Source organism: Microbacterium sp. K36, from assembly GCF_004794355.1.
GTDB lineage: Bacteria > Actinomycetota > Actinomycetes > Actinomycetales > Microbacteriaceae > Microbacterium > Microbacterium paraoxydans_D.
Genome location: NZ_SSDN01000086.1, coordinates 115441 through 139551, shown reverse-complemented (window position 1 = coordinate 139551; position 24111 = coordinate 115441). Strand labels below are relative to the sequence as shown.

The 24111-nt window shown below is 70.9% G+C and carries 26 protein-coding genes and 1 pseudogene; 13 read left to right on the top strand and 14 right to left on the bottom strand.

Features of this window, described 5'->3' with window-relative positions; all coding sequences use genetic code 11:
* The 5 genes and pseudogenes from DW296_RS11575 to DW296_RS11555 all read right to left on the bottom strand — a co-directional run.
* Positions 1–200 (bottom strand): annotated as a pseudogene (locus DW296_RS11575) (hypothetical protein); the annotation flags it as partial.
* 169 nt (positions 201–369) lie between these two features.
* Positions 370–1695: a sensor histidine kinase gene (locus DW296_RS11570; protein ID WP_136052346.1), complete on the bottom strand. Its 1326-nt coding sequence runs from the start codon at positions 1693–1695 to the stop codon at positions 370–372.
* Positions 1688–2365 carry a response regulator transcription factor gene (locus DW296_RS11565; RefSeq protein WP_136052345.1) on the bottom strand — a complete coding sequence of 226 codons (678 nt, stop codon included), beginning with the start codon at positions 2363–2365 and terminating at the stop codon, positions 1688–1690. The genes DW296_RS11570 and DW296_RS11565 overlap by 8 nt, the downstream gene beginning before the upstream one ends.
* Positions 2366–2485: 120 nt before the next feature.
* Positions 2486–3019, bottom strand: coding sequence for a putative immunity protein (locus DW296_RS11560; RefSeq protein ID WP_136052344.1), 534 nt, complete (start codon positions 3017–3019; stop codon positions 2486–2488).
* Positions 3020–3024: 5 nt separating this feature from the next.
* Positions 3025–3477, bottom strand: a complete 453-nt coding sequence (locus DW296_RS11555; protein ID WP_240743071.1) for a DUF6194 family protein — start codon at positions 3475–3477, stop codon at positions 3025–3027.
* 67 nt (positions 3478–3544) lie between these two features.
* On the opposite strand from DW296_RS11555, the gene DW296_RS11550 reads away from it, so the two are divergent.
* Complete coding sequence (locus DW296_RS11550; RefSeq protein WP_240743070.1) at positions 3545–4318, top strand: MerR family transcriptional regulator; 774 nt, start codon at positions 3545–3547, stop codon at positions 4316–4318.
* Here DW296_RS11550 and DW296_RS11545 read toward each other — a convergent pair.
* A complete protein-coding gene (locus tag DW296_RS11545) occupies positions 4278–5027 on the bottom strand; it encodes a DeoR/GlpR family DNA-binding transcription regulator (protein WP_136052342.1) in 750 nt (249 codons plus the stop codon). The two genes, DW296_RS11550 and DW296_RS11545, sit on opposite strands and share 41 nt — an antisense overlap.
* A gap of 54 nt (positions 5028–5081) precedes the next feature.
* Between DW296_RS11545 and DW296_RS11540 the strand changes: the two genes are divergently transcribed.
* Positions 5082–5447 carry a DUF4406 domain-containing protein gene (locus DW296_RS11540; RefSeq protein ID WP_136052341.1) on the top strand — a complete coding sequence of 122 codons (366 nt, stop codon included), beginning with the start codon at positions 5082–5084 and terminating at the stop codon, positions 5445–5447.
* Positions 5448–5456: 9 nt separating this feature from the next.
* Positions 5457–5633 (top strand): hypothetical protein, encoded by a 177-nt coding sequence (locus DW296_RS16490; RefSeq protein WP_046748560.1) that lies wholly within the window; start codon positions 5457–5459, stop codon positions 5631–5633.
* Positions 5634–5705: 72 nt separating this feature from the next.
* Here the strand turns inward: DW296_RS16490 and DW296_RS11535 are convergent, their stop codons facing one another.
* The 6 genes from DW296_RS11535 to DW296_RS11510 all read right to left on the bottom strand — a co-directional run bounded on the left by DW296_RS11535 (position 5706) and on the right by DW296_RS11510 (position 11380).
* Entirely contained in the window at positions 5706–7073 is a 1368-nt protein-coding gene (locus DW296_RS11535; protein WP_136052340.1) for an LLM class flavin-dependent oxidoreductase, read from the bottom strand.
* 74 nt (positions 7074–7147) lie between these two features.
* Positions 7148–7855: a nicotinamide riboside transporter PnuC gene (pnuC, locus tag DW296_RS11530; protein ID WP_136052339.1), complete on the bottom strand. Its 708-nt coding sequence runs from the start codon at positions 7853–7855 to the stop codon at positions 7148–7150.
* Positions 7856–7857: 2 nt separating this feature from the next.
* Positions 7858–8385 (bottom strand): GNAT family N-acetyltransferase, encoded by a 528-nt coding sequence (locus DW296_RS11525; RefSeq protein WP_136052338.1) that lies wholly within the window; start codon positions 8383–8385, stop codon positions 7858–7860.
* Between the two features lie 74 nt (positions 8386–8459).
* Entirely contained in the window at positions 8460–9656 is a 1197-nt protein-coding gene (locus DW296_RS11520) for a hypothetical protein (RefSeq protein ID WP_136052337.1), read from the bottom strand.
* A gap of 35 nt (positions 9657–9691) precedes the next feature.
* Complete coding sequence (locus tag DW296_RS11515; protein WP_136052336.1) at positions 9692–10609, bottom strand: DUF808 domain-containing protein; 918 nt, start codon at positions 10607–10609, stop codon at positions 9692–9694.
* A gap of 48 nt (positions 10610–10657) precedes the next feature.
* Positions 10658–11380 carry a FadR/GntR family transcriptional regulator gene (locus DW296_RS11510; RefSeq protein ID WP_240743069.1) on the bottom strand — a complete coding sequence of 241 codons (723 nt, stop codon included), beginning with the start codon at positions 11378–11380 and terminating at the stop codon, positions 10658–10660.
* 128 nt (positions 11381–11508) lie between these two features.
* On the opposite strand from DW296_RS11510, the gene DW296_RS11505 reads away from it, so the two are divergent.
* From DW296_RS11505 to msrA, 10 genes are all read left to right on the top strand, one after another.
* Positions 11509–13101, top strand: a complete 1593-nt coding sequence (locus tag DW296_RS11505; protein WP_136052335.1) for an ABC transporter substrate-binding protein — start codon at positions 11509–11511, stop codon at positions 13099–13101.
* 76 nt (positions 13102–13177) lie between these two features.
* On the top strand, positions 13178–14134 hold the full coding sequence (locus DW296_RS11500) for an ABC transporter permease (protein WP_062637823.1): 957 nt from the start codon (positions 13178–13180) through the stop codon (positions 14132–14134).
* Position 14135: 1 nt separating this feature from the next.
* Positions 14136–16187 carry a dipeptide/oligopeptide/nickel ABC transporter permease/ATP-binding protein gene (locus tag DW296_RS11495; protein ID WP_136052334.1) on the top strand — a complete coding sequence of 684 codons (2052 nt, stop codon included), beginning with the start codon at positions 14136–14138 and terminating at the stop codon, positions 16185–16187.
* Positions 16184–16984, top strand: a complete 801-nt coding sequence (locus DW296_RS11490; protein WP_102209802.1) for an ABC transporter ATP-binding protein — start codon at positions 16184–16186, stop codon at positions 16982–16984. The genes DW296_RS11495 and DW296_RS11490 overlap by 4 nt, the downstream gene beginning before the upstream one ends.
* A gap of 15 nt (positions 16985–16999) precedes the next feature.
* A complete protein-coding gene (locus tag DW296_RS11485) occupies positions 17000–17944 on the top strand; it encodes a dihydrodipicolinate synthase family protein (protein ID WP_136052333.1) in 945 nt (314 codons plus the stop codon).
* Positions 17944–18876 (top strand): ROK family protein, encoded by a 933-nt coding sequence (locus DW296_RS11480; protein WP_136052332.1) that lies wholly within the window; start codon positions 17944–17946, stop codon positions 18874–18876. The genes DW296_RS11485 and DW296_RS11480 overlap by 1 nt, the downstream gene beginning before the upstream one ends.
* Entirely contained in the window at positions 18873–19559 is a 687-nt protein-coding gene (locus DW296_RS11475) for an N-acetylmannosamine-6-phosphate 2-epimerase (RefSeq protein WP_136052331.1), read from the top strand. Before DW296_RS11480 ends, DW296_RS11475 begins: the two co-directional genes overlap by 4 nt.
* Positions 19556–20473, top strand: coding sequence for a DUF4862 family protein (locus tag DW296_RS11470; protein ID WP_168429025.1), 918 nt, complete (start codon positions 19556–19558; stop codon positions 20471–20473). Before DW296_RS11475 ends, DW296_RS11470 begins: the two co-directional genes overlap by 4 nt.
* Before the next feature lie 107 nt (positions 20474–20580).
* Complete coding sequence (gene msrB, locus DW296_RS11465; protein ID WP_136052329.1) at positions 20581–21048, top strand: peptide-methionine (R)-S-oxide reductase MsrB; 468 nt, start codon at positions 20581–20583, stop codon at positions 21046–21048.
* Entirely contained in the window at positions 21045–21587 is a 543-nt protein-coding gene (msrA, locus tag DW296_RS11460; protein WP_025102782.1) for a peptide-methionine (S)-S-oxide reductase MsrA, read from the top strand. The genes msrB and msrA overlap by 4 nt, the downstream gene beginning before the upstream one ends.
* An 88-nt stretch (positions 21588–21675) precedes the next feature.
* On the opposite strand, the gene DW296_RS11455 is transcribed toward msrA, so the two are convergent.
* Together DW296_RS11455 and DW296_RS11450 are read right to left on the bottom strand one after the other, a co-directional pair.
* Positions 21676–22476 (bottom strand): alpha/beta fold hydrolase, encoded by an 801-nt coding sequence (locus tag DW296_RS11455; protein ID WP_136052328.1) that lies wholly within the window; start codon positions 22474–22476, stop codon positions 21676–21678.
* A 116-nt stretch (positions 22477–22592) separates the two neighbouring features.
* Positions 22593–24062 (bottom strand): catalase, encoded by a 1470-nt coding sequence (locus DW296_RS11450; protein WP_136052327.1) that lies wholly within the window; start codon positions 24060–24062, stop codon positions 22593–22595.
* Positions 24063–24111: the final 49 nt, after the last annotated feature.

The window sequence follows — 24111 nt, the reverse complement described above, 5'->3', positions numbered from 1 at the left end:
GCAGGGCCGGGGGTCGGCGCGACCGGCACCGTCGGGGCGTCGGGGCTCCCGTCGGCGGTCGTGCCGTGTCCGTCGGGGGAGCCCGGTCCGGCGTTCTGGTCCTGGCCCGCGTTCGGGACCGCGGCTGCCGCGTTCTGACCCGCGGCGTCGTTCTCGTCCGGCGTGGGGTTCTGGTCGGGAGCAGGAGTCTTGTCGTTCATGTCTCGATGGTCCCCCGACGCCGCTGAAGCCACCCTGAAGCCTCCTGAAGCCCCGTTCAGGAACCGATATCTCGGGCACGACTTCGGAGCTCGGGAAGGACACGCCGCCGTGCGGCAGCCATGACCGGGGTGTCGTCGGGGATCTCCGAGGCCGTGCCCGGGCACGGGGTCAGGAGAGAAGGCCGGCCGAGGGGAGGGTGACGGTGAAGCGGGCGCCGCCCCACCGGGACGTGTCCACCGTGATCGCGCCGTGGGCGGCGGTGGCGATGCCGTGAGCGATCGCGAGACCGAGACCGCTGCCTCCCGCGTCGCGACTGCGGGCCTCATCGAGTCGGACGAAGCGCTCGAAGATGCGGTCCCGCTCCTCCGGCGGGATGCCGGTGCCGTCGTCTTCGACCGTGAGCACGACGTGCGCCGCCTGCGGTTCCACCCCGATCGCCACGTGGCCGTTGCTGTGCCGGGCGGCGTTGTCGGCGAGGTTCCGCAGCAGCTGGCCGAGCAGCCGGGGGTCGCCGACGGTGCGGGCCGCACGGATGCCGGCGCCATCGACGTCGAGCCCGGCGGCCCGCAGCCGACGCACCTCCGCGAGGGCCAGGTCGTCCAGGTCCACCGGTTCGGTGCTCCCGGCGACACCCTCGTCGAGGCGGGCGAGGAGGAGCAGCGACTCCACGATGCCCTGCAGCCGCAGCCCCTCCTCGGACACCACCTCCGCGAGCTCGTCGATGCTCGTCACCTCCGGGTGCGCCTGGGCGAGCTCCGCGTGCTGACGGATCGTCGCCAGGGGGGAGCGGAGCTCGTGGGAGGCGTCGGAGACGAAGCGGCGCTGCGCGGTCGCCGCCGCGTCGAGCCGGTCGAGCATCCCGTTCATCGTCACGGCGAGGGAGTGGATCTCGTCCGCGGTGTCGGGAACCGGCACCCGGTGATCGAGGCGCTCGGCGGTGATGCCCTCGACCTCCTGGCGGATGCGGGTCACAGGGCGCAGCGCGCGCCCCGTGACGAGCCAGGTCGTGACTGCCACGAGCAGCAGCAGCGCGGGGACGGCGATCACGAGTAGCGTCGCCACCGTCGACAGGGTCTCCGCATCCTCGTCCATCGGTACCGCGAGGACGAGGGTCTGGTCGCCCTCGACGTCGTCGGACACCACGACCATGGGTTCCCCGTCGATGCGGACCACCTGCGGATCGTCGTCGACGGGCAGCGGTGTGGCGCCGAGCGCATCGGCGGCCTCCTCGCTCGCCGCGCGCACCGATCCGTCCCGGCCGAGCAGCTGCACGAGGTCATCGTCGAGCTGGTCGGGGCCGCGGCGGCCCGGACCATCGAACCGGCTGACGAGCTCTTCCAGCCGCTGCTCCGCCGCGCGTTCGGTGCTGCCGTGGATGCTCGCGCTCAGCACGCCGTAGAAGGAGAAGGCCCCGAGGAGCAGCGCGACCGCGACGACGAGGGTGGCGCCCAGGGTCGTCCGACCGCGGACCGACCGCCAGAGCCGCCTAGCCACCGTTCGCCGCCAGCCGATAGCCCGCGCCGCGGATGGTCTCGATCGCCTCGCGCCCGAACGGCTTGTCGACCTTGCGGCGGAGGTGGCCGATGTACACCTCGACGATGTTCGGGTCGCCGTCGAAGTCGTCGTCCCAGACGCCGGCCAGGAGGTCGCGCTTCGACAGCACCTGCCCGCGGTGGCGCATCAGATGCTCGAGCACCGCGAACTCGCGGGCTGTGAGGGAGATCGGGGTCTCGCCGCGCCACACGTGGTGTGCGGCGGGGTCCAGCCGCAGGTCGCCGGCCTCCAGGATCGTCGGTCGTGCCACCGCACCGCGGCGCACGAGTGCCCGGAGCCGGGCCACGAGGATCGCGAACGAGAAGGGCTTGGTGACGTAGTCGTCGGCGCCGCTCTCTAGTGCCTCCACCTGATCCCACTCGCCGTCTTTGGCGGTGAGCATCAGCACGGGAGTCCAGTTCTCCTCGGCGCGCAGGGCCTCGCACACCTTCCACCCGCTCATGCCGGGCATCATCAGGTCGAGCACGATGGCGTCGTACCGGGTCTCGCGGGCCCGCCAGAGGCCGTCGACGCCGTTGTGGGCGACATCGACGGCGAAGCCCTCGGCCTCGAGTCCGCGGCGCACGCCCTCGGCCAGACGTACCTCGTCGTCCACCACCAGGATCCGCATCCCCCCAGTGTGGCCGGTCGACGCTGAATCGGGGCTGAAGCGGTCGGACCCGCTTTCGAATCGCGCACCTGGCTCCATTTCGGGCTCAGATACAGCCAGTTGCGCGATTCGAAGAGGGACTTACGACGAGAGGTGCGCCTGGATCTCGCGGATCACGTCGCCGAGGGGGCCGGACGAGAGGAGCCCGGGGCCGAGGGGGCCCGCGGGGTCGGTGCCCAGGGGCGGAAGGGTGCGCAGGGCTGCAGCGGCTTCGGCGGAGAGCTGCGCGAGTTGCCAGCGCACTTCGGCGGCACGGGAGTCGGGATCATCCGGGTGTGCCAGCTCGACAGCCCGTGCGGCGTAGGCGGCTGCCCCGAGAGCATGTGCCCCCATGTGCGCGACCCCTGCGGCCTGTGCCGCGGAGCGGGCGGCCGCGGTGCCGGCAGGGGAGACGGCGCTGCGGGCGGCCCTGCCGGCCAGGAAACGACGACGGATCTCGCCCGCAGCCGTGAGCTCGCCCCGCGCGAAGGCGCGCGTCCTGGCGATGGCATCGCGCGCACGGTCGTTGTCCGAGGCCTCGCTCTCGAACAGCGGCAACACGCGCTCGGCGCAGTCGGCCGCCCACACCGCGACGATCCGACGGTCGGTCTCGGTCATGCCCTGCGGAGTCGACATGGGGGTCACCTCGTCCGCCGTCCGGTGCGCGCACGGGCCGCCTCGTGCGCCTCGCGGAGAAGGGCGAGCACGGCACCCTCCGTCGCCTCCGCGGGGTCGATCACGCACACCCAGCCGGCGGTGCCGTACAACGGGTGAGGCCGGAAGACGTCGACCGCCGTCGGGGCGGTGTCGCCGCCCGTGAGAGACCCTGCCGCGATGATCGACTCCGCGCGCTCGCGTCCGACGTGGATGTTCACCCGGAAGCGCCCTGGAGCGTCCAGCGCGGAGGACGTGTCGTCGGGATAGTCCTTCGTGATGATCGTCCCGTACGGCTGCGTGCGCTCCGGCATCCGGCCGTCGGGCGCGTGGTAGAAGTACGCGTCTCCCCAGGACAGTTCGGGGAAGTCGCTGCCTGCTTCCGGGGCGACGACGAGCACGCCGTCGAACGAGCGGACCTCTGCGATGATCTCCTGCATATCCATCCTTCAATGCTGAGGCTGCTGTGCTTATGTGGACTCAAGGGCCGGAAAGACGAGGAAGCACGTGCAGAACCCTCAAGAGCAGGTGATGACGACTGCGGCGCTCGGGCGGCTGGTCGACTACTCGACGCAGCAGGTGCGCGACCTCGAGCGACTCGGTGTCCTCCCCGCCGCGGAGCGCGGTGCGAACGGGTACCGGCGGTATCGGATGCCGCATGCCCTGGCGCTGCGCGCCTATCGCGCGTCGGCGACGGCGCTCGGTCCCGTGCCCGCGCGTCGACTGATGCCCGCTCTCATCGGCGGATCGGTCGAGCAGGCGGCGGAGCGGATCGACACGCTGCACGCGGATCTCGCCCTCGAACGCTCACGGGTGCGCGCGGCCCTGCGCGGACTCGAGGACGCGGTGGCGGAGGCCGACGATCCGTTCGTCGAGGACGATGCGATGGCCATCGGCGAACTCGCCCAGGCGCTCGGCGTCCGTTCCTCCGCACTGCGGCACTGGGAGCGAGAAGGGCTCGTGCGCCCGGCTCGTCGTGCGGGATCGGTCCGCTCCTATGACTCCCTCGCCATCACCGAGGCGCGGATCGCCGCCGCTCTGCGTTCGGGCGGCTACGGCATCCCCGCCGTTTCGCGCATCATCGACGAGGTGCGCGCGCACGGTGACACCGAGCAGGTGCAGCGCATCCTCGCGGAGCGGCTGGCCGACCTCACGCGCCGCAGCATCGCGCTTCTCGCGGCGGCAGGACACCTGCATGCCCTGCTGACGGAACGCCTCGCGGAGGAGGAGGGATCGTCGCTCACTCCCGCGCCGGGATCTGCGCCAGGACCTCGGGGATGAGCGGATTCTCGTCGAGAGGGTCGGTGATGACCGCGGCGACTGCCTCGAACGGCAGGACGGGGTAGCGCGAGGCAGCGCCGATCTTCTCGTCGCTGGCCAGCACGATGGTCGCGGCGCAGCGGGAGGCGATCGCCCGCTTGGTGACGGCATCGTCGAGTTCGCCCGTCGTGAGGCCGTGTCGGGGGTCGACGCCCGTGACGCCGAGGAAGAACACGTCGGCAGCGAGGTGCTGGATCGCCTCCATCGCGAGTCCTCCGCCGGCGACGAGGGAGTGCCGGGCGAGTTCGCCGCCGATCATGATCACGCGCGCGTCCGAGTGCTCGGCGACGGCGAGGGCGACGGCAGGACTCGGGGTGATGACCGTGATGTCGGTGCCGGAGGGCAGCAGCCGCGCCATCGCGAGCGTGGTGGTGCCGGCATCCAGCACGATCGTCGATCCGGGGAGGATGGTCGCGACCGCCTGGCGGGCGACCCGCTCCTTGCTCTCGGTCGCCAGATCGTGGCGCTCGCGCACCGGGCGATCGGCCGCGGCGATGGGCAGCGCGCCGCCGTACACGCGCTGGAGCCTGCCCTCCTCGGCGAGTTCGCGGAGGTCGCGGCGGATGGCGTCTTCCGAAACTCCGAGTTCATCGGCCGCAGCCTTCGCCACGACCCGTCCGTCGCGGGCGAGCACGTCGAGCAGGTGGTCCTTGCGCTGAGCAGCGAGCATACGTTTCCTCACGAAGTTGCACGTTTATGCATGATTCAGACTACAGTCATCTCCATGATGAAGCCACTCCTGATCCTGATCGCCGGCCCCTACCGTTCCGGCACGAACGGCGACCCCGCCCTGATCGCTCGCAATCTCGCGCGCCTGGAGGAGGCGTCCGGTCCGATCTTCCGCCTCGGCCACGTGCCGATGATCGGGGAGTGGGTCGCATTGCCGGTCCTGCGCACCCTCGAGCCGGGCGACTCCGGCAAGGGCGACGTCATGTACGAGACCGCCCGCCGACTGCTCCTGCACTGCGACGCGGTGCTCCGGCTGCCGGGGGAGTCGTCCGGCGCCGACAAGGACGTCGAGATCGCCCACGAGCTCGGGCTGCCCGTGTACCGGTCGCTCGAGGAGATCCCCGCAGCGTCGACTCCGTAGGCTGGAGGCATGACCAAGAACCTCTGGACCATCCTCGGCGTCATCCTCGCCGTCGTGATCGCGTGGTGGATCGTGAGCGCCCTGTTCTCGGTCCTCGCGTTCATCTTCAAGCTCGGGATCGTCGCGGTCGTGGCCGTGGTGGTCTTCCTCGTGCTGCGAGGGATCTTCAGCCGCAGCGACGACTGACCCGCTTTCGAATCGCTCACTTTGCGGCAAAACGGCCGGTGTTGCCGCAAAGTGAGCGATTCGAAGGGGGGACTAGCCGACGCGGTACCGGGCGGCGCGGTGCGTGGGCTGGACCCGGTCGCCGCGGCCGTGGAGCTTGTGGCGGAGCGTGCCGGGCACGTACTCCTCGGGGTAGGCGCCCCGCTCGCGCAGCACCGGGATGACGTGCTCGATGATGTCCTGCCACGTGCCGGGCGTGACCGCGTAGGCGAGGTTGAAGCCGTCGATGTCGGTCTCCTCGACCCAGGACTGCAGCTCGTCGGCGATCTCGACCCCGGAGCCGACGATCGTCGGGCCGAGGCCGCCGATCGCGTTGTGGCGGCCGAAGTCGCCCACGGTCCACTCGCGCCCGAGGTCGGCCTCCTCCTTCAGGTGGTGCAGCACCGACTGGATCGCGTTCGACTCGACGTTCCCGACCGGCTCGTCCTCGGCGTACTGCGAGAGGTCGACGCCCATCCACCCCGACATGAAGGTGAGTGCCCCCTCCGGACTCGCGTAGGAAAGGTACTCGGCGTGCTTCGCGGTGGCCTCCTCGCTCGTCGCCGCGGTGATCACCGTCAGCAGCGTGTAGATGCGGGCGTCGTACCGATCACGCCCCGCGGCCTCGAGGGCGTCGCGGATGCGCTTCACGGTGCCGGCGAGCACCTCCTTCGACGGTGCAGCGACGAAGATGGCCTCGGCGTTCTCGGCGGCGAACCTCACCCCGCGCGGGCTCGCGCCGGCCTGGTAGATCACCGGAGTCCGCTGCGGCGACGGCTCCGAGATGTGGATGCCGGGCACGGAGAAGTGCTTCCCCTCGTGCCGGATCGGGTGCACCTTCGACGGGTCGGTGAAGATGCCGCGCTCGCGGTCCTCCACCACCGCGTCGTCCTCCCACGAGCCCTCCCAGAGCTTGTAGAGCACCTCGACGTACTCGTCCGCGTGGTCGTAGCGGTCGTCGTGGGCGAGCTGGTCCTCCTGACCCATGTTGCGCGCGGCGCTGGGCAGATACCCGGTCACGACGTTCCAGCCGACACGGCCCCGGGTGAGGTGGTCGAGCGTGCTGAGTCGTCGAGCGAACGGGTAGGGGTGCTCGAACGCGGTGCCGGCCGTGACGCCGAACCCCAGATGCTCGGTCACCGCGGCCATCGCGCTGACCAGGAGGATCGGGTCGTTCACCGGCACCTGGGCGCCGTTGCGGATGGCGGCCTCGTTCGTACCGCCGTAGACGTCGTAGGTGCCCAGGACGTCGGCGATGAAGATCCCGTCGAAGGTCGCGCTCTCCAGCAGCCTGGCCAGGTCGGTCCAGTAGGAGAGGGTGTTGTACTGCCGCGAGCGGTCTTCCGGATGCCGCCAGAGGCCGGACGACTGGTGGGCGACGCAGTTCATGTCGAAGGCGTTGAAGCGGATCTGCCGGGTCATGCCCCCATGAAACGGGACCGGACGGGGCCGGGGCGAGCGGGATCGACACGCACGGAAACAATCCGTGGTGCGGCTCAGCCCTCGTCGTCCGGACGGCGGGGGCTCGGGTCGGGAGGGAGGATCTCGATCGGGCGCGCGGCCTGTCGCTGCGCTCGCCACCAGATCACGAACCCGACCGCCGTGAAGACGCCGTAGAACACGTACATGAGGCCGGTCGCGTAGTAGCCGGAGCTGAACAGCAACGGCACCCCCACCACGTCCACGGCGATCCAGATGAGCCAGAACTCGGTCCAGCCCTTCGCCATGCCGTACGTCGCCAGCAGTGACCCGACGAAGGTCCAGGCATCGGCCCAGACCGGTTCCCACGAACCGAGGGCGCGGAACAGGGGGGTGAGCGCCACGGTTCCGACGACGAGGACCACGACCAGACCGATGCGGGCCCCGGTCGGCGCCCACCGCGGCACGATGCGACCGCCGTCGGCGTTCCGCCAGCGGATCCACCCGTAGATCGCGACGGCGATGAACATGATCTGCCGCCCGGCCTGACCGAGGAGATGCGGGAGCGAGGGGTCGGGGCTCAGCGCGGAGCCGAGGAACACCGTGAGCAGCAGGAGGTTGCCGACGATGCCGACCGGCCACGCCCAGACCTTGCGTCGCATGCCGCCGAGGGCGCTCGCGAGTCCGAACGCGTTCCCGACGACCTCACGCACCAGGAGGGTCTGCCCACCCGGAAGCACCCAGGACGAGGAGAAGGCGTCGACGAGCCACTGCAGGAAGCCCATCGCTAGAGCGCCGTGTCCGGGGTGGGGCGCTCGTCGAGCACGAGCTGCAGCATGCTGAGGTCGAGCCAGCGGCCGAACTTCGCGCCGACCTGGGGCATGCGGCCCACCTCCCGGAATCCGAGGCGCTCGTGGAGGGCGAGGGAGGCGGTGTTGCCGCTCTCGACACCACCGATCATCACGTGCATCCCGGCTGCCCTGGCCCGGGCGATGAGCTCTGTCATGAGGATCGTGCCGATGCCGCGTCCGCGCTGATCGCCGCGCACGTAGACGGAGTGCTCCACGGTGAGGCGGTAACCGCTGTGCGGGCGCCACTGGGCATAGGACGCATAGCCCACGACGCCGCTCTCGTCGGCGGCGACGATCACGGGACAGCCGCGCGCGGTCCGGTCGGCGAGCCACGCCTCCCGGTCGGCGCGATCCACCGCCTCCTCGTTCCAGATCGCGGTCGTGTGCAGGACGGCGTGGTTGTGGATCTCGGTGATCGTGTCGAGGTCGGCGCTCTCGGCGGGCCTGAGGTGCACGGCGGTCATCGCAGGTTCTTCCTTCTTCGCGCTTCGGGTGCGCACGCCGACGTTAGCAGGATCGGCGCAGGCGGCGGCTGACGTCAGCGTGCGCCGCGGCGGCCGAGCTCGTCGCGCACGAGGATGGCGCGATGCATGTCGGCCATGATCGGGTCGAAGAAGCGCTCGCGGTACCGCACCTCGCTCACGGCCGAGAAGACGAAGGGCAGCGCCGCGATCACCGCCAGCAGGGTGGCCGCCTTGAGGAGGTTGACCGTGAGCGGGAGCTTCTGGCCGAAGAACTCCAGCGGCTGCACGGCGAGCGGCTGTGCAGCGCTGCCCGAACCGAGCCAGATCCCGATGATGCCCGAGGGCACGGCGATCCCGCCGATCACGATGAGCAGGGCGGCGATGAGGGCGGTGAAGAAGAGCGCCTGCACGAGCTGGGCGACGGTCATGGCGAGCAGGATGTTGATGCGCTGGGGTGCGCGGAGCGGGAGGCGGGCGCCGTCGGCTGCCGTTGCGCCCTCCGCCGGTGTGCCGACCAGACGAGCGGTCCGCTGCTCCGCTGTCGGGGCCGGGGCTCCGTCGTCGATCTCGGAAGCGCTCACCCGCAGCACGACGATGCCGGCGAGGACGGCGACGACGAGCCCGACCTGTGCGATCGACCCCCAGGAGAGGGCGGACGCCATCTGCCACACCTCCGCCGAGAAGAAGGCGAAGACCACGAGCATCAGGATCACCGGCAGGGCGATGGAGGCCATGTGCCCGATCGCAGAGGCGTTGCGCACGGCGAGCCGAGAGGCCCACCCGAGCAGGGCGCCACCACCCATCCCGGTGACGAGCACGCAGACGGCGAGCACGAGGAGCCCGCGGAGGACGGGCCCCACGGTGGCGCCCGGGTGGTCGACGTACCCGGAGGCGACCAGGAAGGCGAGTGCTCCCACGATGACGAGAAGCGCGAGCGTCGTGCCGGCCGGCGGACGCAGCCGGCGCAGCACCGTGCGCACGAGGTAGTACGCCCCCCACGCCAGGCTCACCGCGATCACGAAGATGACGAAGGCGAGGACGGCCACGAAGGCGGCGTCCTCGGCCGCATCGTCGAGCGCGACCTCGTACACCGCTTCGATGCCGTCCTGGAAGAGGTAGGCGGCGACGGCGACCCAGGCGATGAGCGGAGCCACGCGGCGCGGCAGATCGGTGAACCACCGGCGCAGCGGCACGAACGTGGGAAGGCCCTGCTCGCGGAACCACCGATCCGCGTCGCGCGTCGAACGGTGCAGGGTGCGGCTCGCAGGCATGGCGTCGAGACTACGTCACCCCCGCCCCGACGGACTCAGAGGTGGATGTCGGCGGGGGAGGCCTCGCCCTCGTGGAAGCTCGGCTTCCTGCCGAAGAGCTTCGCGATGCCGAGGACGACGCCGACGATCACCAGACCCCAGACGAGACCCGCGACCGCGGAGATGAGGGTGTCGACCACCCACACCACGAAGCCGCCGAGGGGCTCCAGCGCGTGCTCGACCGCATGGAGCACGTCGGCAGGGGCGTGCAGCCCGACCTCGCCGAGGTTGATGAGGACAAGGTGTCCGCCCACCCAGAGCATGGCGACGGTGCCGAGCACGCTGATGAAGCGGAAGACCGCGGGCATGGACCGGACGATCCGGGTGCCGGTGTGCCGGACGCGCTGGGCGGGGTTCTTCGCCATCTTCAGGCCGATGTCGTCGATCTTCACCAGGAGCGCCACGGCCCCGTACACCGCGACGGTCATGACCAGCGCGATCACCGCGAGGATCGCGAGGGTGGACCAGATGCCGAGTCCCTTGTCGAGGCTGGCGAGGGAGATGAGCATGATCTCGGTCGAGAGGATGAGGTCGGTGCGGACGGCGCCGAGCACGAGCTTCCTCTCGTCGCGAGCGCCCTCGTCGGCGTGGCCGTGCTGCACGCCGAACCACTCGAGCACCTTCTCCGCGCCCTCGAAGCACAGGTACGAACCGCCGAGGATCAGCAGGTAGGGCAGCACCCACGGCGCGAAGGCCGTGAGCAGCAGCGCGATCGGGATGATGATGACGAACTTGTTCACCAGCGATCCGAGGGCGATCTTGCCGACCACGGGGAGCTCGCGGGCCGGGGTGAGGCCCTGCACGTACTGCGGGGTCACAGCGGCGTCGTCGATGACGACTCCCGCGGCCTTCGCCGACGCCTTCATCGCGGCGCTCAGGATGTCGTCGACGACGGCGAGCAGTCCAACGGACATGCGGGTCCTCTTTCCGTGGTGGGAAAGTCAGACTACCGACTCCCGGGCTCAGGCCCGCACGTCCTCCGCGGTCGCCAGCACCCGCTGCAGCGGCTGGTAGTGCTCGACGACGGCCTGGCGGTAGCGCTCGACGTCGCCGGAGCGCGCGGCGTCCAGCATGTCGCCATGCGCCTTGGCGGTCTTGTGGATGTCGTCGGGCTGCGCGATGCCGAGCTGCGGGAGCACGGCGGTGTGCACGTCCCAGAACGCTCCGACGAGCTGGCCGACGAGACGGTTGTCGATGGCGCCGAAGAGGCGGGTGTGGAACGCCCTGTCCTCGTCGAGGAAGTACTCGCCGCGGCCGGCCTTGTCGACCATCTCGGCGACGAGTTCGTCGAGCTCCGGGTCTGCCTGCGCCTGAGCGGCCTCGACCACGCGCTCCGCCATGGAGAGGTCGAGGGCGAGACGCACCTCCACGACTTCCCGCAGGGCCTGCAGCGACCCCTCCGGGGACAGCACCCCCCGGAAGACGAGCGCCTCGACCATCGGGTCCAGCGACATCGGGCCCACGTAGGTGCCGTGTCCGTGCCGGACGTCGACGATGTCGAGGGTGGAGAGCGTGCGGATCGCCTCGCGGACCGAGGAGCGCGACACGTCGAGCTCCTCGCAGAGCTCGGCCTCGGTCGGCAGCGGATCGCCGGGGGTGAGTCCGCGCGTGAGGATGAGCTGCTTGATCTGATCCGCCGTCGTGGCTCGCCGCATCCGCGACGCCCTCCCCGTGGTGGACTTCATAGGGTCCCTCTCCTGCCTGCCGGAAACGCTCCGATCCTCTCACTCTTGTGATCCGGTCGAACGTGTGTTTAGAGTACATCAGACGTCTGATGTTCTCAAGGCGTCGCCCCCCACCACCTGGAGCACACATGAACCGACACAGCACCCGCCGCCGCGCGGGTCGTCTCGCGATGGCGGTCGCCGGCACGGTCGCCGCGTCCCTCGCCCTCGCCGGCTGCGGCGGCGCCGCCAGCACCGCCGAGAGCCCCGCCGCGAGCGACATCGACCCGGACGGCATCATCGAAGCCGGGATCTCGTACACCCTGAACGGCAGCTTCGACCCGATGGTCGCCTCCGGCGCCGTGACGGTCTCGGCGAACTGGCACATCTTCGAGGGGCTCATCGATCTCGACCCCGTCACGCAGGAGCCCGCCCCCGCCCTCGCCGCCGACTTCCCGACGCAGGTCGACGAGACGACCTACGACATCGACCTCCGCGAAGGCGCGACCTTCCAGAACGGAGACCCGGTCACCGCCGACGACGTGGTCTTCAGCTACGAGCGCGTCCTCGACCCGGCGAACAACTCCCTGTTCCGCTCGTTCGTCGAGTTCATCGACACCGTCACGGCCGTCGACGAGGACACCGTCCGGATCACCACCGACTACCCGTTCTCCCTCATCGACGATCGACTCGGCGTCGTCAAGATCGTGCCGAAGGCCGTGGTCGAGGCCGACCCCGAGGAGTTCGGCGCGAACCCGATCGGCTCCGGTCCCTACGCCCTCGTCTCCGCCGTTCCCGAGGACAAGATCGTCTTCGAGCGGTACGACGACTACAACGGCCCGCGTCCCGCGCTCGCCGCGGGCATGAACTGGAACCTCCTCGCCGACGCCTCCGCCCGCGTCACCGCGATGTCGACCGGCACGGTGCAGGCGATCGAGGACGTGCCGTACATCGATGCCGACGGACTGGCCGCCTCGGCCGAGGTCGAGAGCGTGCAGTCGTTCGGCCTCCTCTTCATGATGTTCAACACGAAGGCCGAGCCGTTCGACGACGTCCGCGTCCGCCAGGCGCTGCACTACGCGCTCGACATGGACAAGATCATCGAGACCGGCATGCTCGGCAACGCCACCCCGGCCACGTCGTTCCTGCCCGAGGACTACCCGAACTACCACGAGGCGTCCACGGTCTACTCGTACGACCCGGAGAAGGCGGAGGAGCTGCTGGCGGAGGCCGGGGTCTCCGACCTCGCGATCACGCTGCGCATGACCGACACCGGATGGGTGAAGGAGGTCGCCCCGCTCATCAAGGAGTCCCTCGACGCGATCGGCATCGACACCACCCTCGACATCAGCCAGTCGGCGTCGATGTACGAGAAGGTCGACTCCGGCGACTACACGGTCGCCATCGCCCCCGGTGACCCGTCGGTGTTCGGCGTGGACCCCGACCTGCTCATGAACTGGTGGTACGGCGAGAACGTCTGGACCCAGACGCGCACCGCCTGGGCCGACTCCCCGGAGTACGCCGAGCTGCGCACGCTGCTTGACACCGCCGTCACCCAGGAGGGCGAGGAGCAGCAGGAGTCCTGGAACCAGGCGTACGACCTGATCTCCGACCAGGCCGTGCTGTACCCGCTGTTCCACCGCAAGCTGCCCACCGCCTGGAGCTCGCAGGAGCTGGTCGGCTTCCAGCCGGTCCCCACGACCGGACTGTCGTTCCTCGACGTCGGCGTGGCCGCGAAGTAGCACCTGCCCGACAGGGCGGGGGCGCGCTCGCCCGAAGAGCGCGCCCCCGCCACCCCACCCCCGGAAGGAGCGGCACGTGTCCCACACGCTCCGCCTCGTCGGTCGGCGACTGCTGCAGTTGCCGCTGATGATCCTCGGCATCACGTTCCTGGTCTTCTTCGTGATGTCGTTCTCGCCCGTCGACCCGGCACGCACCGCGCTCGGCGAGACCGCCTCCCCCGAGGCGCTGGAGGCGTACCGCGAAGACCACGGACTGAACCTCCCGCTGTTCGTCCGCTACGTGAACTTCCTGTTCGGCCTCGTCCAGGGCGACCTGGGCACCTACTCCGCCCGCAGCCTGCCGGTGGTCGACGAGGTCGCCAGGGCGTTCCCGGTGACGCTGGCCCTGACCTTCCTCGGGCTCGTGATCGCCGTGGTCGTCGCGTTCGTGATCGGCGTCCTCGCCGCGGTCTACCGCGACCGCTGGCCCGACCAGGTCATCCGCGTCTTCGGCGTCGCCGCGCTGTCCACGCCCTCCTTCTGGCTCGCCATCCTCCTCATCCAGGTGTTCACCCTGGCGCTCGGCGTGTTGCCGGCCTCGGGCCCGCTGCCGGCCTTCGCCGACGACCCGTCCGGGTGGCTCGCCCGGATGACCCTTCCCGCGGTCGCACTCGCCGTGCCCGTGATCGGGCAGCTCTCCCGGGTCGTGCGCACCTCGATGGTCGAGGAGCTCGACCGCGACTATGTGCGCACCGCCCTCGGCGCCGGGATCCCGCGGGTGATCGTCGTCGGCCGTAACGTGCTGCGCAACGCGCTGATCACCCCCGTGACGGTGCTGGGTCTCCGCATCGGGTATCTGCTCGGCGGCGCCGTGGTGATCGAGATCATCTTCGCGATCCCGGGGATGGGCACGCTCATCCTCAACGGGGTCACCAACAACGAACCGAACCTCGTGCAGGGCGTGACGCTCGCGGTCGCGCTCGCTTTCGTCGTGATCAACATCATCGTCGACCTCCTGTACGTGCTCATCAATCCTCGAATCCGGGCGGTGTGACATGCGACGCAGACTCACGGAACGGCTCTCCGTCCCCGGCCTCCGCTGGGGCCGTCTCTCCCTCGGCTCGATCATCTGCCTCGCCGTGCTCGCGATCATCGCGCTCGCCGCGATCCTCGCGCCGCTGATCTCGCCGTACGACCCGCTCGCCTCCGGCCCGCCGGTGCAGCCGCCGAGCGGGGAGCACTGGTTCGGCACCGACCGGCAGGGTCGCGACATCTTCTCCCGACTGGTCTACGGGGCCCGCTACTCCCTCGTGATCGGGCTCGGGGCCACGCTCGTCGCCCTCGCCGTCGCCTGCGTGCTGGGCACGATCGCCGCGACCGCGCCGAAGTGGATCTCCGAGACCCTCATGCGCGTCATGGACGTGATCATGTCGTTCCCCGGCATCGCGCTCGCCGCCGTGTTCGTGGCGGTGTTCGGCAAGTCGCTTCCGGTGCTGGTGCTCACGATCGCGTTCCTCTACGTGCCGCAGCTGACCCGCATCGTCCGGGCGAACATCCTCGACCAGTACGGCGAGGACTACGTCTCGGCCGTCCGCGTGATGGGCGCGGGGACCCCGCGGATCATCGTGCGGCACGTCGCCCGCAACGCCATGGCACCCGTGCTCGTCTTCGCCACGGTGCTCGTCGCCGACGCGATCGTGTTCGAGGCCTCGCTGTCGTTCCTGCAGGCCGGTGTGCCCGACCCCGAGCCGTCCTGGGGCAACGTGATCGCCGCGGGGCGCAACCTGCTCATGAGCGGGGCCTGGTGGGCGACCTTCTTCCCCGGCATCCTCATCATGATCACCGTGCTGTGCCTCAACATCCTGTCCGAGGGGATGACCGACGCCATGGTCTCGCCGCGCGCCAGGAAGATCACGGCCGATGCCGCGAACACGGAGGAGTCGACGCACGACCTGGAGGAGGCTGCCGCCCCGGACGACACCCACGTCATCCCGACGGTCGACACCGCGGTCAACCTCTCGGTGCCCAGCGGCGTCCCCGACGTGCTCGTGCCCACCGCGGAGGCGGTGCCCCTGGCGGAACGCCTCGCCGAGCTGCGCGCCCGCGAGCTCGCCCGCACCGATCGCCTGGTCTACACGGGAGACGCCGCGCCGCTGCTCGAGGTGCAGGATCTGTGCATCTCCTTCCCGCGTCACGGGGACGTCGACGTGGTCGACCACGTCAGCTTCACCGTGCGCCCCGGCGAGACCATGTCGCTCGTGGGGGAGTCGGGGTGCGGCAAGTCCATCACGTCGCTGGCGATCATGGGGCTGCTCGATCCGAAGGCCGACATCCGCGGGCGCATCCTGTTCGACGGGAAGGATCTGCTGCGGATGACGCCGAAGGAGCGCAACGCGCTGCGCGGCCACGACATCGCGATGATCTACCAGGACGCGCTGAGCTCGCTGAATCCCGCAATGCTGATCCGCGCGCAGATGAAGCAGCTCACCTCCCGGGGCGGCACCCGCACGGCCGAGGAGCTGCTGGAGCTCGTCGGTCTCGATCCGACGCGCACGCTCGCCTCCTACCCGCACGAGCTCTCGGGCGGCCAGCGGCAGCGCGTGCTCATCGCGATGGCCCTGACCCGCGACCCGCGGCTGGTGATCGCCGACGAGCCCACCACGGCCCTCGACGTGACGGTGCAGGCGCAGGTCGTGGAGCTGCTGATGCGGCTGCAGCGGGAGCTCGGGTTCGCACTGGTGTTCGTCTCGCACGACCTCGCCCTCGTCGCCGAGCTCTCGCACCGGATCACCGTGATGTACGCGGGCCAGGTCGTGGAGCAGGGCACCACCCGCGAGGTGCTCACGCAGCCCGTCCACGAGTACACCCAGGGCCTGCTCGGGGCGGTGCTCTCGATCGAGGCCGGCTCCGACCGCCTGCATCAGGTGTCCGGTGTCGTCCCCTCCCCACGAGACTTCCCGCAGGGCGACCGCTTCGCGCCGCGCTCGACGGACCCCGCCCGGTACGCCGGAGTGGAACCCGTGCGGCGGCACATCGACGGCACCGAGCACTACTACTCCGCGCATCCTGCGGATGCGCCCGTCGAACCGATCGGAGCAGGACGATGAGCGAACCCGTCATCCAGCTGCAGGACGTGCACGTCCGCTACCGGGCCCGCAGCTCGTCGTTGTTCCGCCCGCACTACGTGGACGCGCTCGCCGGGGTCTCGCTCACGGTCCGCCGCGGACAGACGCTGGGCATCGTGGGCGAGTCCGGCTCGGGCAAGTCCACCTCCGCGAAGGTGCTGATCGGCCTCGAGAAGCCCACGAGCGGTCAGGTCGTCTTCGACGGGGAGACCGTGCGCTCCTTCACCCCCGCGGTGCGCAAGCGCCTGGGACGCATCCTCTCCGTGGTGTTCCAGGACCCGGCGACGGCTCTGAACGCCCGCATGACCGTGCGGGACGCGCTGCTGGATCCGCTGCAGGTGCATCGCCTCGGCTCCCCGGCGAGCCGGGAGCGCAAGGTGCGCGACCTCATCGGGCTCGTGGGGCTGCCGTCGTCGGCGCTGGAGGCGCTGCCCAGCCAGCTCTCCGGCGGCCAGCGGCAGCGCGTCGCGATCGCCAGAGCCCTCGTCCTCGACCCGCAGGTCATCGTCGCCGATGAGCCGACCTCGGCCCTCGACGTCTCGGTGCGCGCGCAGATCCTGAACCTGCTGACCGACCTGAAGCAGCAGCTCGGCCTGGGCATGGTCTTCATCTCCCACGACATCCAGACCGTCCGCTACCTCTCCGACGAGATCGCCGTGATGAACAAGGGCCGCGTCGTCGAGCACGGCGACGCCGCCCGGGTCTTCGACGACCCCGCCGACCCCTACACCCGCACGCTGCTGGGCGCCGCGCCCTCGCTACTCGAACCCCACCACTGAAAAGACGGAACACCTATGCCTTCCCCCGCTCCCGCCCTGTCGTTCTCTGGCGTCGTCCCGCCGGTCGCCACCCCGCTGCTCCCCGACGGGACGATCGACCACGCGTCGCTCACCCGCCTCGTCGAGCGCCTGATCGGGGAGGGCGTCTCCGGACTGTTCGCGCTCGGCTCCACCGGCGAGACCGCCTACTTCACCGACGACCAGCGCGTCGAGCTGCTGCAGACGATCGTCGCCGCGAACGCGGGACGCGTGCCCGTCATCGCCGGGGCGATCGAGCTCACGGCCCCGCGCATCATCGAGACGGCCCGCCGGCTCGCCGCCGCGGGCGCGCAGGCGATCGTGACCACCGCGCCGCTGTACACGTTGAACTCGCCGGCCGAGATCGCCGCGCACTTCCGCACGATCGCCGCCGCGATCGACGTGCCGCTGTGGGCCTACGACGTGCCGGTGCGCGTGCACTCCAAGCTCGGCATCGACCTGCTCGTGCAGCTCGGCCGGGAGGGCGTCATCCAGGGGGTGAAGGACTCGTCCGGCGACGACGTCGGGTTCCGCCGACTGATCGCGGCGAACGAGGCCGCCGGTCGCCCGCTGCAGCTGCTCACCGGACACGAGGTCGTCGTCGACGCGATGGCCCTCGTCGGTGCCGCGGGTGTCGTCCCCGGCCTGGCGAACGTGGAGGCCGCCGGCTACGTGCGCCTCTGGGAGGCCGCGCAGCGCGGTGACTGGGCGACCGCCCGGGCCGAGCAGGAGCGCATCAACCGGCTCTTCGACATCGTGTTCCAGCCGCAGGGGCTGTCCGGCGACGCCACCGGCGTCGGGGCGTTCAAGGCGGCGATGCACGCGCGCGGCATCATCGACCACGCGGCGATGGCCGACACGGTGGAGCCGCTCACTGCGGAGGCCGTCGCCGGCATCCGCGCGATCCTCGACGAGCTCGGTCTGCTTCCGGTCGCCGTCTGATGCGCGAGGTCGTCCTCGCCGTCGACATCGGCGGCACCAAGACGGCCGCGGCGCTCGCCGACCGGGCGGACGCGCTGCTGCGCACCACCGCGGCGCCGACCCCCGCGAGCGCGGGACCCGCCGCCGTCGTGGTGACCGTCGCCGCGCTCGCGGAGGAGTTACTCGACGAGGAGTCCGCGCTCGTCGGCGTCGGCATCGGCACGGCGGGCGTGGTCGACGCACGGACGGGGACGATCGTGTCGGCCACCGACACCTTCGCCGACTGGCCGGGCACTCCGCTGGCCGCCCTGATCCGGGAAGCCCTCGCGGACCGCCTCCCCGCCGATGCGCCGGTCGCCGTGCAGAACGACGTCGACGCGCACGCCACGGGGGAGTACCTCCACGGGGCCGCCGCCGGAGCCTCGAGCGCCCTCGTCGTCGCCGTCGGCACCGGTGTCGGCGCTGGCATCGTCCTCGACGGCGTTCCGGTGCGCGGCGCCCATCACGTCGCCGGCGAGCTCGCGCATCTCCCGATCCCGGGTGCCGCGCACCTCCGCTGCCCCTGCGGCCGGAGCGGACACCTCGAAGCCCTCGGCTCCGGCATCGGCCTGCACCGGCACTACCTCTCGCTCGGCGGCGACGCGGGGCTGCGCGATGCGCGCGGGGTCGCCGCCGCGGCCGGCACGGGCGACTCCCTCGCCGTCCGCGCCGTCCAGGACTCCGCCGCCGCCGTCGGCCGCGCACTCGCGGGAGCCGCGACCCTCCTCGACCCGGAGCGGATCGTCATCACCGGCGGCGTGCCGCGCATCGGCGAGCTCTGGTGGGACTCCCTGCGGGCGGCCTTCCACGCGGAGGCCATCGACGCCCTGCACGACACCCCCATCCTGCCGGGAACCCTCGGCGACGACGCGCCGCTGCGGGGAGCGGCGGCATCCGCCTGGAGGCGACCATGACACCGAACCCCATCCTCGAACGCCTGCACGGCGGACTCATCGTCTCCTGTCAGGCGTACCCCGGGGAGGCGATGCGCGACCCGCGCACCATGGCGCAGGTCGCCGACGCCGCCCTCGTCGGCGGTGCCGCCGGGATCCGCGTGCAGGGCATCGACGACATCCGCGCGGTCGCGGACCTCCCGGTGCCGATCATCGGGCTGTGGAAGGACGGCGATGCCGACGTCTTCATCACGCCGACGCTGGAGCATGCCGTGGCCGTCGCCGACGCGGGCGCCGACATCGTGGCGATCGACGGCACCCGACGCCCGCGGCCCGACGGCCGGACCCTCGCGGAGACCATCGTCGGGCTGCGCGACCATTCCGACGCGCTCATCATGGCCGACTGCGGTTCCCTCGACGACGCGATCGCCGCCGAAGCCGCGGGTGCCGACATCCTGGGCACGACCCTGTCCGGATACACCGGGGAGCGTCCGAAGAGCGACGGCCCCGACCTCGAGCTCATCGGCCTCATCGCGGCACGCTGCACGCGCCCGATCGTCGCAGAAGGACGCGTCCACACCCCGGCGCACGCCGCCGCCGCGATCGCCGCGGGGGCCTACGCGGTCTGCGTCGGCACGGCCATCACCCACCCGGCCACCATCACGTCCTGGTTCGCGCGGAGTCTCGCCGAGGCCCGTCCGTGACCCCCGTGCTCCTCAGCGCCTATCCGCTGTCCCCCGCGCACGCCCGGTGGGATCCGGCATTCGAGGCCGCGCTGCTGCCGGAGCTCTGCGCGCTCCCCGGGGTGGCCGGGCTCGAGGTGCCGTGGATGGGGACGGTGCATCCGCACGATCCGTCCTGGTTCCTCGGCCATGTGCCGGGTGTGCCCCTTGCGGTCACCCCGGTGCCGTTCGTGATGCGGCGGCTCGGGGAGGACCCGTCGTACGGACTCGCCTCGCCGCAGGAGGAGGGGAGGGCCGCGGCGGTGGCGGATCTGCGGCGCATGGCGGACGACGTCGCGCGGCTCACCGCCGAGAGCGCCGCATCGGTCGCGGTGGTGATGCTGCACACCGCGCCCCGCGGGAGCGGAGACGGGGATGCGCTCGTCCGGTCGCTGGAGGAGGTCGCGGCGTTCGACTGGAGCGGAGCCCGGCTCGTCATCGAGCACTGCGACGCCGCCGTTCCCGGTCAGACGCCGGAGAAGGGGTTCCTCCCGCTCGCTGCCGAGATCGCGGCCATCCGGTCCGCCGGCGCCCCGGTCGGCCTCTGGCTCAACTGGGGGCGGTCGGCGATCGAGCTGCGGGATGCGGATGCGGTGACCGCGCAGATCGCCGACGCAGCGGCTTCGGGCCTGCTGACCGGGCTCGCGTTCTCCGGGGCCGCGCCGGTGGAGAGTCCGTACGGCCCCGCCTGGGTGGACGCGCACCTGCCCATCGCCGAGGCCCATCCCGCGTCGGCGTCGCTGCTCGGCGCGGCGCACGTCCGCGCGGGGCTCCGCGCCGCGGGCGCTGTGCCCTGGCTCGGCCTCAAGGTGGCGCGACGGCCGGAGGATCGCACGGTCGCGGAGATCGTCCGCACCGCGGAACGGAACCTCGCCGTCGTCCGAGACGCGGGCTGAGCGGCAGAAACTCTCAGCCCGCTCCCAGCCCCGCGGGACCAAAACGGGCTCGTCCCTGGTTCTCCTCAGTGACGCCGCAGCCAGCGGCGTCGGACAAGGAGCCACTCATGTCGAACGACTACGGCAGGACCCCCGAGGCCGTCAGCGGTCTCACGAACCTGCAGTACGAGGTCACGCAGCAGGACGCCACCGAGCCGCCCTTCCGCAACGCCTACTGGAACAATCACGACGACGGCATCTACGTCGACGTCGTCTCCGGGCAGCCGCTGTTCTCCTCCCGGGACAAGTACGACAGCGGCAGCGGCTGGCCGAGCTTCACGCGCCCGATCGACGCCGACGCCGTGACCACGAAGACCGACCGCACGCTGTGGATGACCCGCACCGAGGCGCGGTCGTCCGGCGCCGACAGCCACCTGGGTCACGTCTTCGACGACGGGCCCCGCGCCGAGGGCGGCCTGCGCTACTGCATGAACTCGGCGGCCCTCCGCTTCATCCCGGCGGAGGATCTCGAGAAGGAGGGGTACGGTCGCTACAGCCCCCTCTTCACCACCGACACCTCTGAGGAGCAGTCATGACCGACACCGGAACCATCACCCGCACCCCCGGGACCGAGACGGCCGTCCTCGCGGGCGGCTGCTTCTGGGGCATGGAAGACCTCATCCGCCGCCAGCCCGGGGTGATCGACACCCGCGTGGGCTACACCGGCGGGGAGAACGACCACGCGACCTACCGCAACCACCCCGGTCACGCGGAGGCCGTGGAGATCGTCTTCGACCCGAGTGCGACGACCTATCGCGACATCCTGGCGTTCTTCTTCCAGATCCACGACCCGTCGACCCTGAACCGTCAGGGCAACGACATCGGGTCGAGCTACCGGTCGGCGATCTTCCCGCTCACCCCCGAGCAGGAGCAGGTCGCCCGCGACACGATCGCCGACGTCGACGCCTCCGGGCTGTGGCCGGGTAAGGCCGTCACGACGATCGAGCCCGCCGGTCCGTTCTGGGAGGCCGAGCCCGAGCACCAGGACTACCTGATCAAGTACCCGAACGGCTACACGTGCCACTTCCCCCGCGCCGGCTGGGTCCTCCCGAAGCGCGAGGACGCCACCGCCTGATCCCCGAGACCCCGCTTTCCCGCCGAGACCCCCTCCTGCACGCGAGTGCAGGAGGGGGTCTCGGCGCGTAGACGGGGTCTCGGCGGGGTCAGGACTCGGCGAAGAAACCGAGCGCGGCCTCCTTGAAGTCGCGGGAGCCGGGGGCGTTGAAGTGGTGGCGGTTCGGGAGCTCGACGAAACGGGCATCGGGAGCCGCGGCCGCCAGCGCCCGGGAGCCCTCGATGATCGCGTCCTTCGATCCCGTCGCGAACAGCAGCGGCACGACCGGGGCGTCCGCGGGATCGGGATCGATCGTGCCGGAGCCCCGAAGTCCCTCGGCCAGGGCGATGAGCGCGCGCAGATCGTTCCCGGGCACCCGCTCGGTCAGCGCGATGTAGTTCTGCGTCGTGCGGTCCTTCACCGGGGTGCCGTCCGCGATGTACGCGCGCACCTGGTCGAGGTCGAGACGTGCGAGGGGGATGCCGTCGGGGACACCGCCCAGGACCGCCCGGCCGATCCGATGCGGGAGCTCGCGGGCAACCTCCCACCCCACCCGGGCGCCGAGCGAGTAGCCGAGGTAGAACGCGTCGTCGACGAGGTACGTGTCCATGACGGTCTCGACGTCGGTCACGAGGTTGCGGATGGCGTAGGCGTCGGACTCGTGCGGCTTGTCGCTCTGCCCGTGGCCCCGCTGGTCGAGTGCGAGCACGCGGTACCCGGCCCTGGTCAGCTCGCGCACCCAGCCGGTGAGCACCCAGTTGTCGCGGGCGCCCGAGGCGAAGCCGTGCACGGTCACCACGACCGGGGCGTCGAGCTCCCCCCACGTGTAGGTCGCCAGTCGTGTGCCGTCCGCCGCGTAGACGTGCTGCGGGTCGGGCATCTCGGTCAGGTCGGAGAGGGGAACAGCCACCCCACCATCCTCCTCCCCTTCTCCCTTCCCGGGCGCCGAGACCCCGGTTACACGCCGAAACCCCCTCCCCGCGGTGTCGCGGAGAGGGGGTTTCGAGGAGAACCCGGGGTCTCGGGTCAGACGCGGTCGCGCAGAGCGGCGCCGAGCTCGGCGTCCACGTTCGTCCAGTACTGGAAGAAGCGCTCGCGGATGGCGTCGACCGTGATCGAGCGGCCCTGACCGGTCAGCACCTCCAGGAAGCGGGCGCGCTGCGGGCCGTCGAAGACCTCGCGGTACAGCGTGCCGGCCTGACCGAAGTCGTCGTCCTCGGCGTGCAGCGTCGCGGCGGAGCGGGTGAGCTCGCCGTCCGCCGACCAGTTCACCTCGATGCCCTTCGCCGGGTCGGCCTCGGGGCCACCGGGGGTCCCGAAGGAGTTCGGCTGGTAGGTGCGGTGCGCGGCGTCGTTGTACTGGTACCGCATCGAGCCCTCGTGCTGGTAGTTGCGGGTCTCGGCGGCGTGCGGCTGGTTCACCGGCAGCTGGTTGTAGTTCGCGCCGATGCGGTGGCGCTGGGCGTCCGGGTAGGCGAACATCCGGCCCATGAGCATCTTGTCGGGGGAGATGCCGGTACCGGGCACCTGGTTCCCCGGCGCGAAGCCGGCCTGCTCGATCTGCGCGAAGAAGTTCTCCGGGTTGCGATTCAGGGTCAGCGTGCCGACCTTGATGCGCGGGTAGTCCTTCTTCGAGATCGTCTTGGTGAGGTCGAACGGGTTGAAGCGGTAGTCCTTGGCCTCGTCGTACGGCATGATCTGCACGTACAGGTCCCACTTCGGGAAGTCGCCGCCGTCGATCGACTGGAACAGGTCGCGACGGTAGTGGTCCGCGTCAGAACCGGCCAGCTGCTCGGCCTCCTCCGGGCTCATCGCCTCGACGCCCTGGTGGGAGATGAAGTGGTACTTGACCCAGAACACCTCGCCCTCGGCGTTGATCCACGAGTAGGTGTGCGAGCCGTAGCCGTTCATGTGACGCCAGCTGCGGGGGAGGCCGCGCTCGCCCATGAGGTAGGTGACCTGGTGGGCGCTCTCCGGCGAGAGGGTCCAGAAGTCCCACTGCATGTCCGCGTCGCGCAGGCCGGAGTCGCCGAGGCGCTTCTGCGAGTGGATGAAGTCGGGGAACTTGATGGCGTCGCGGAGGAAGAACGTCGGGGTGTTGTTGCCGACGATGTCGAGGTTGCCCTCGGTCGTGTAGAAGCGCAGCGAGAACCCGCGCACGTCGCGCCAGGTGTCGGGGGAGCCCTGCTCGCCGGCGACGGAGGAGAAGCGGAGGAGGGTCTCCGAGGTGGCGCCCGGCTGGAACACGGCCGCACGGGTGTACTTCGAGACGTCCTCGGTGACGACGAACTCGCCGAACGCGCCGCCGCCCTTGGCGTGCGGGTTGCGCTCCGGCACCCGCTCGCGGTTGAAGGAGGCGAGCTTCTCGACCAGGTAGTGGTCGTGCAGCGCGGTGGGGCCGTCGGGGCCCACGGTCAGCGAGTGGGTGTCGCTCGCGATCGGCGCTCCGGCCTGCGTCGTCGTGGCCGGACGGCCCGCGTCGGTGGGGTTGGTCATGGTCTTCTCCTTCTCCGCGCGGACATGCCGAACGGACCCTCGGGGAGGG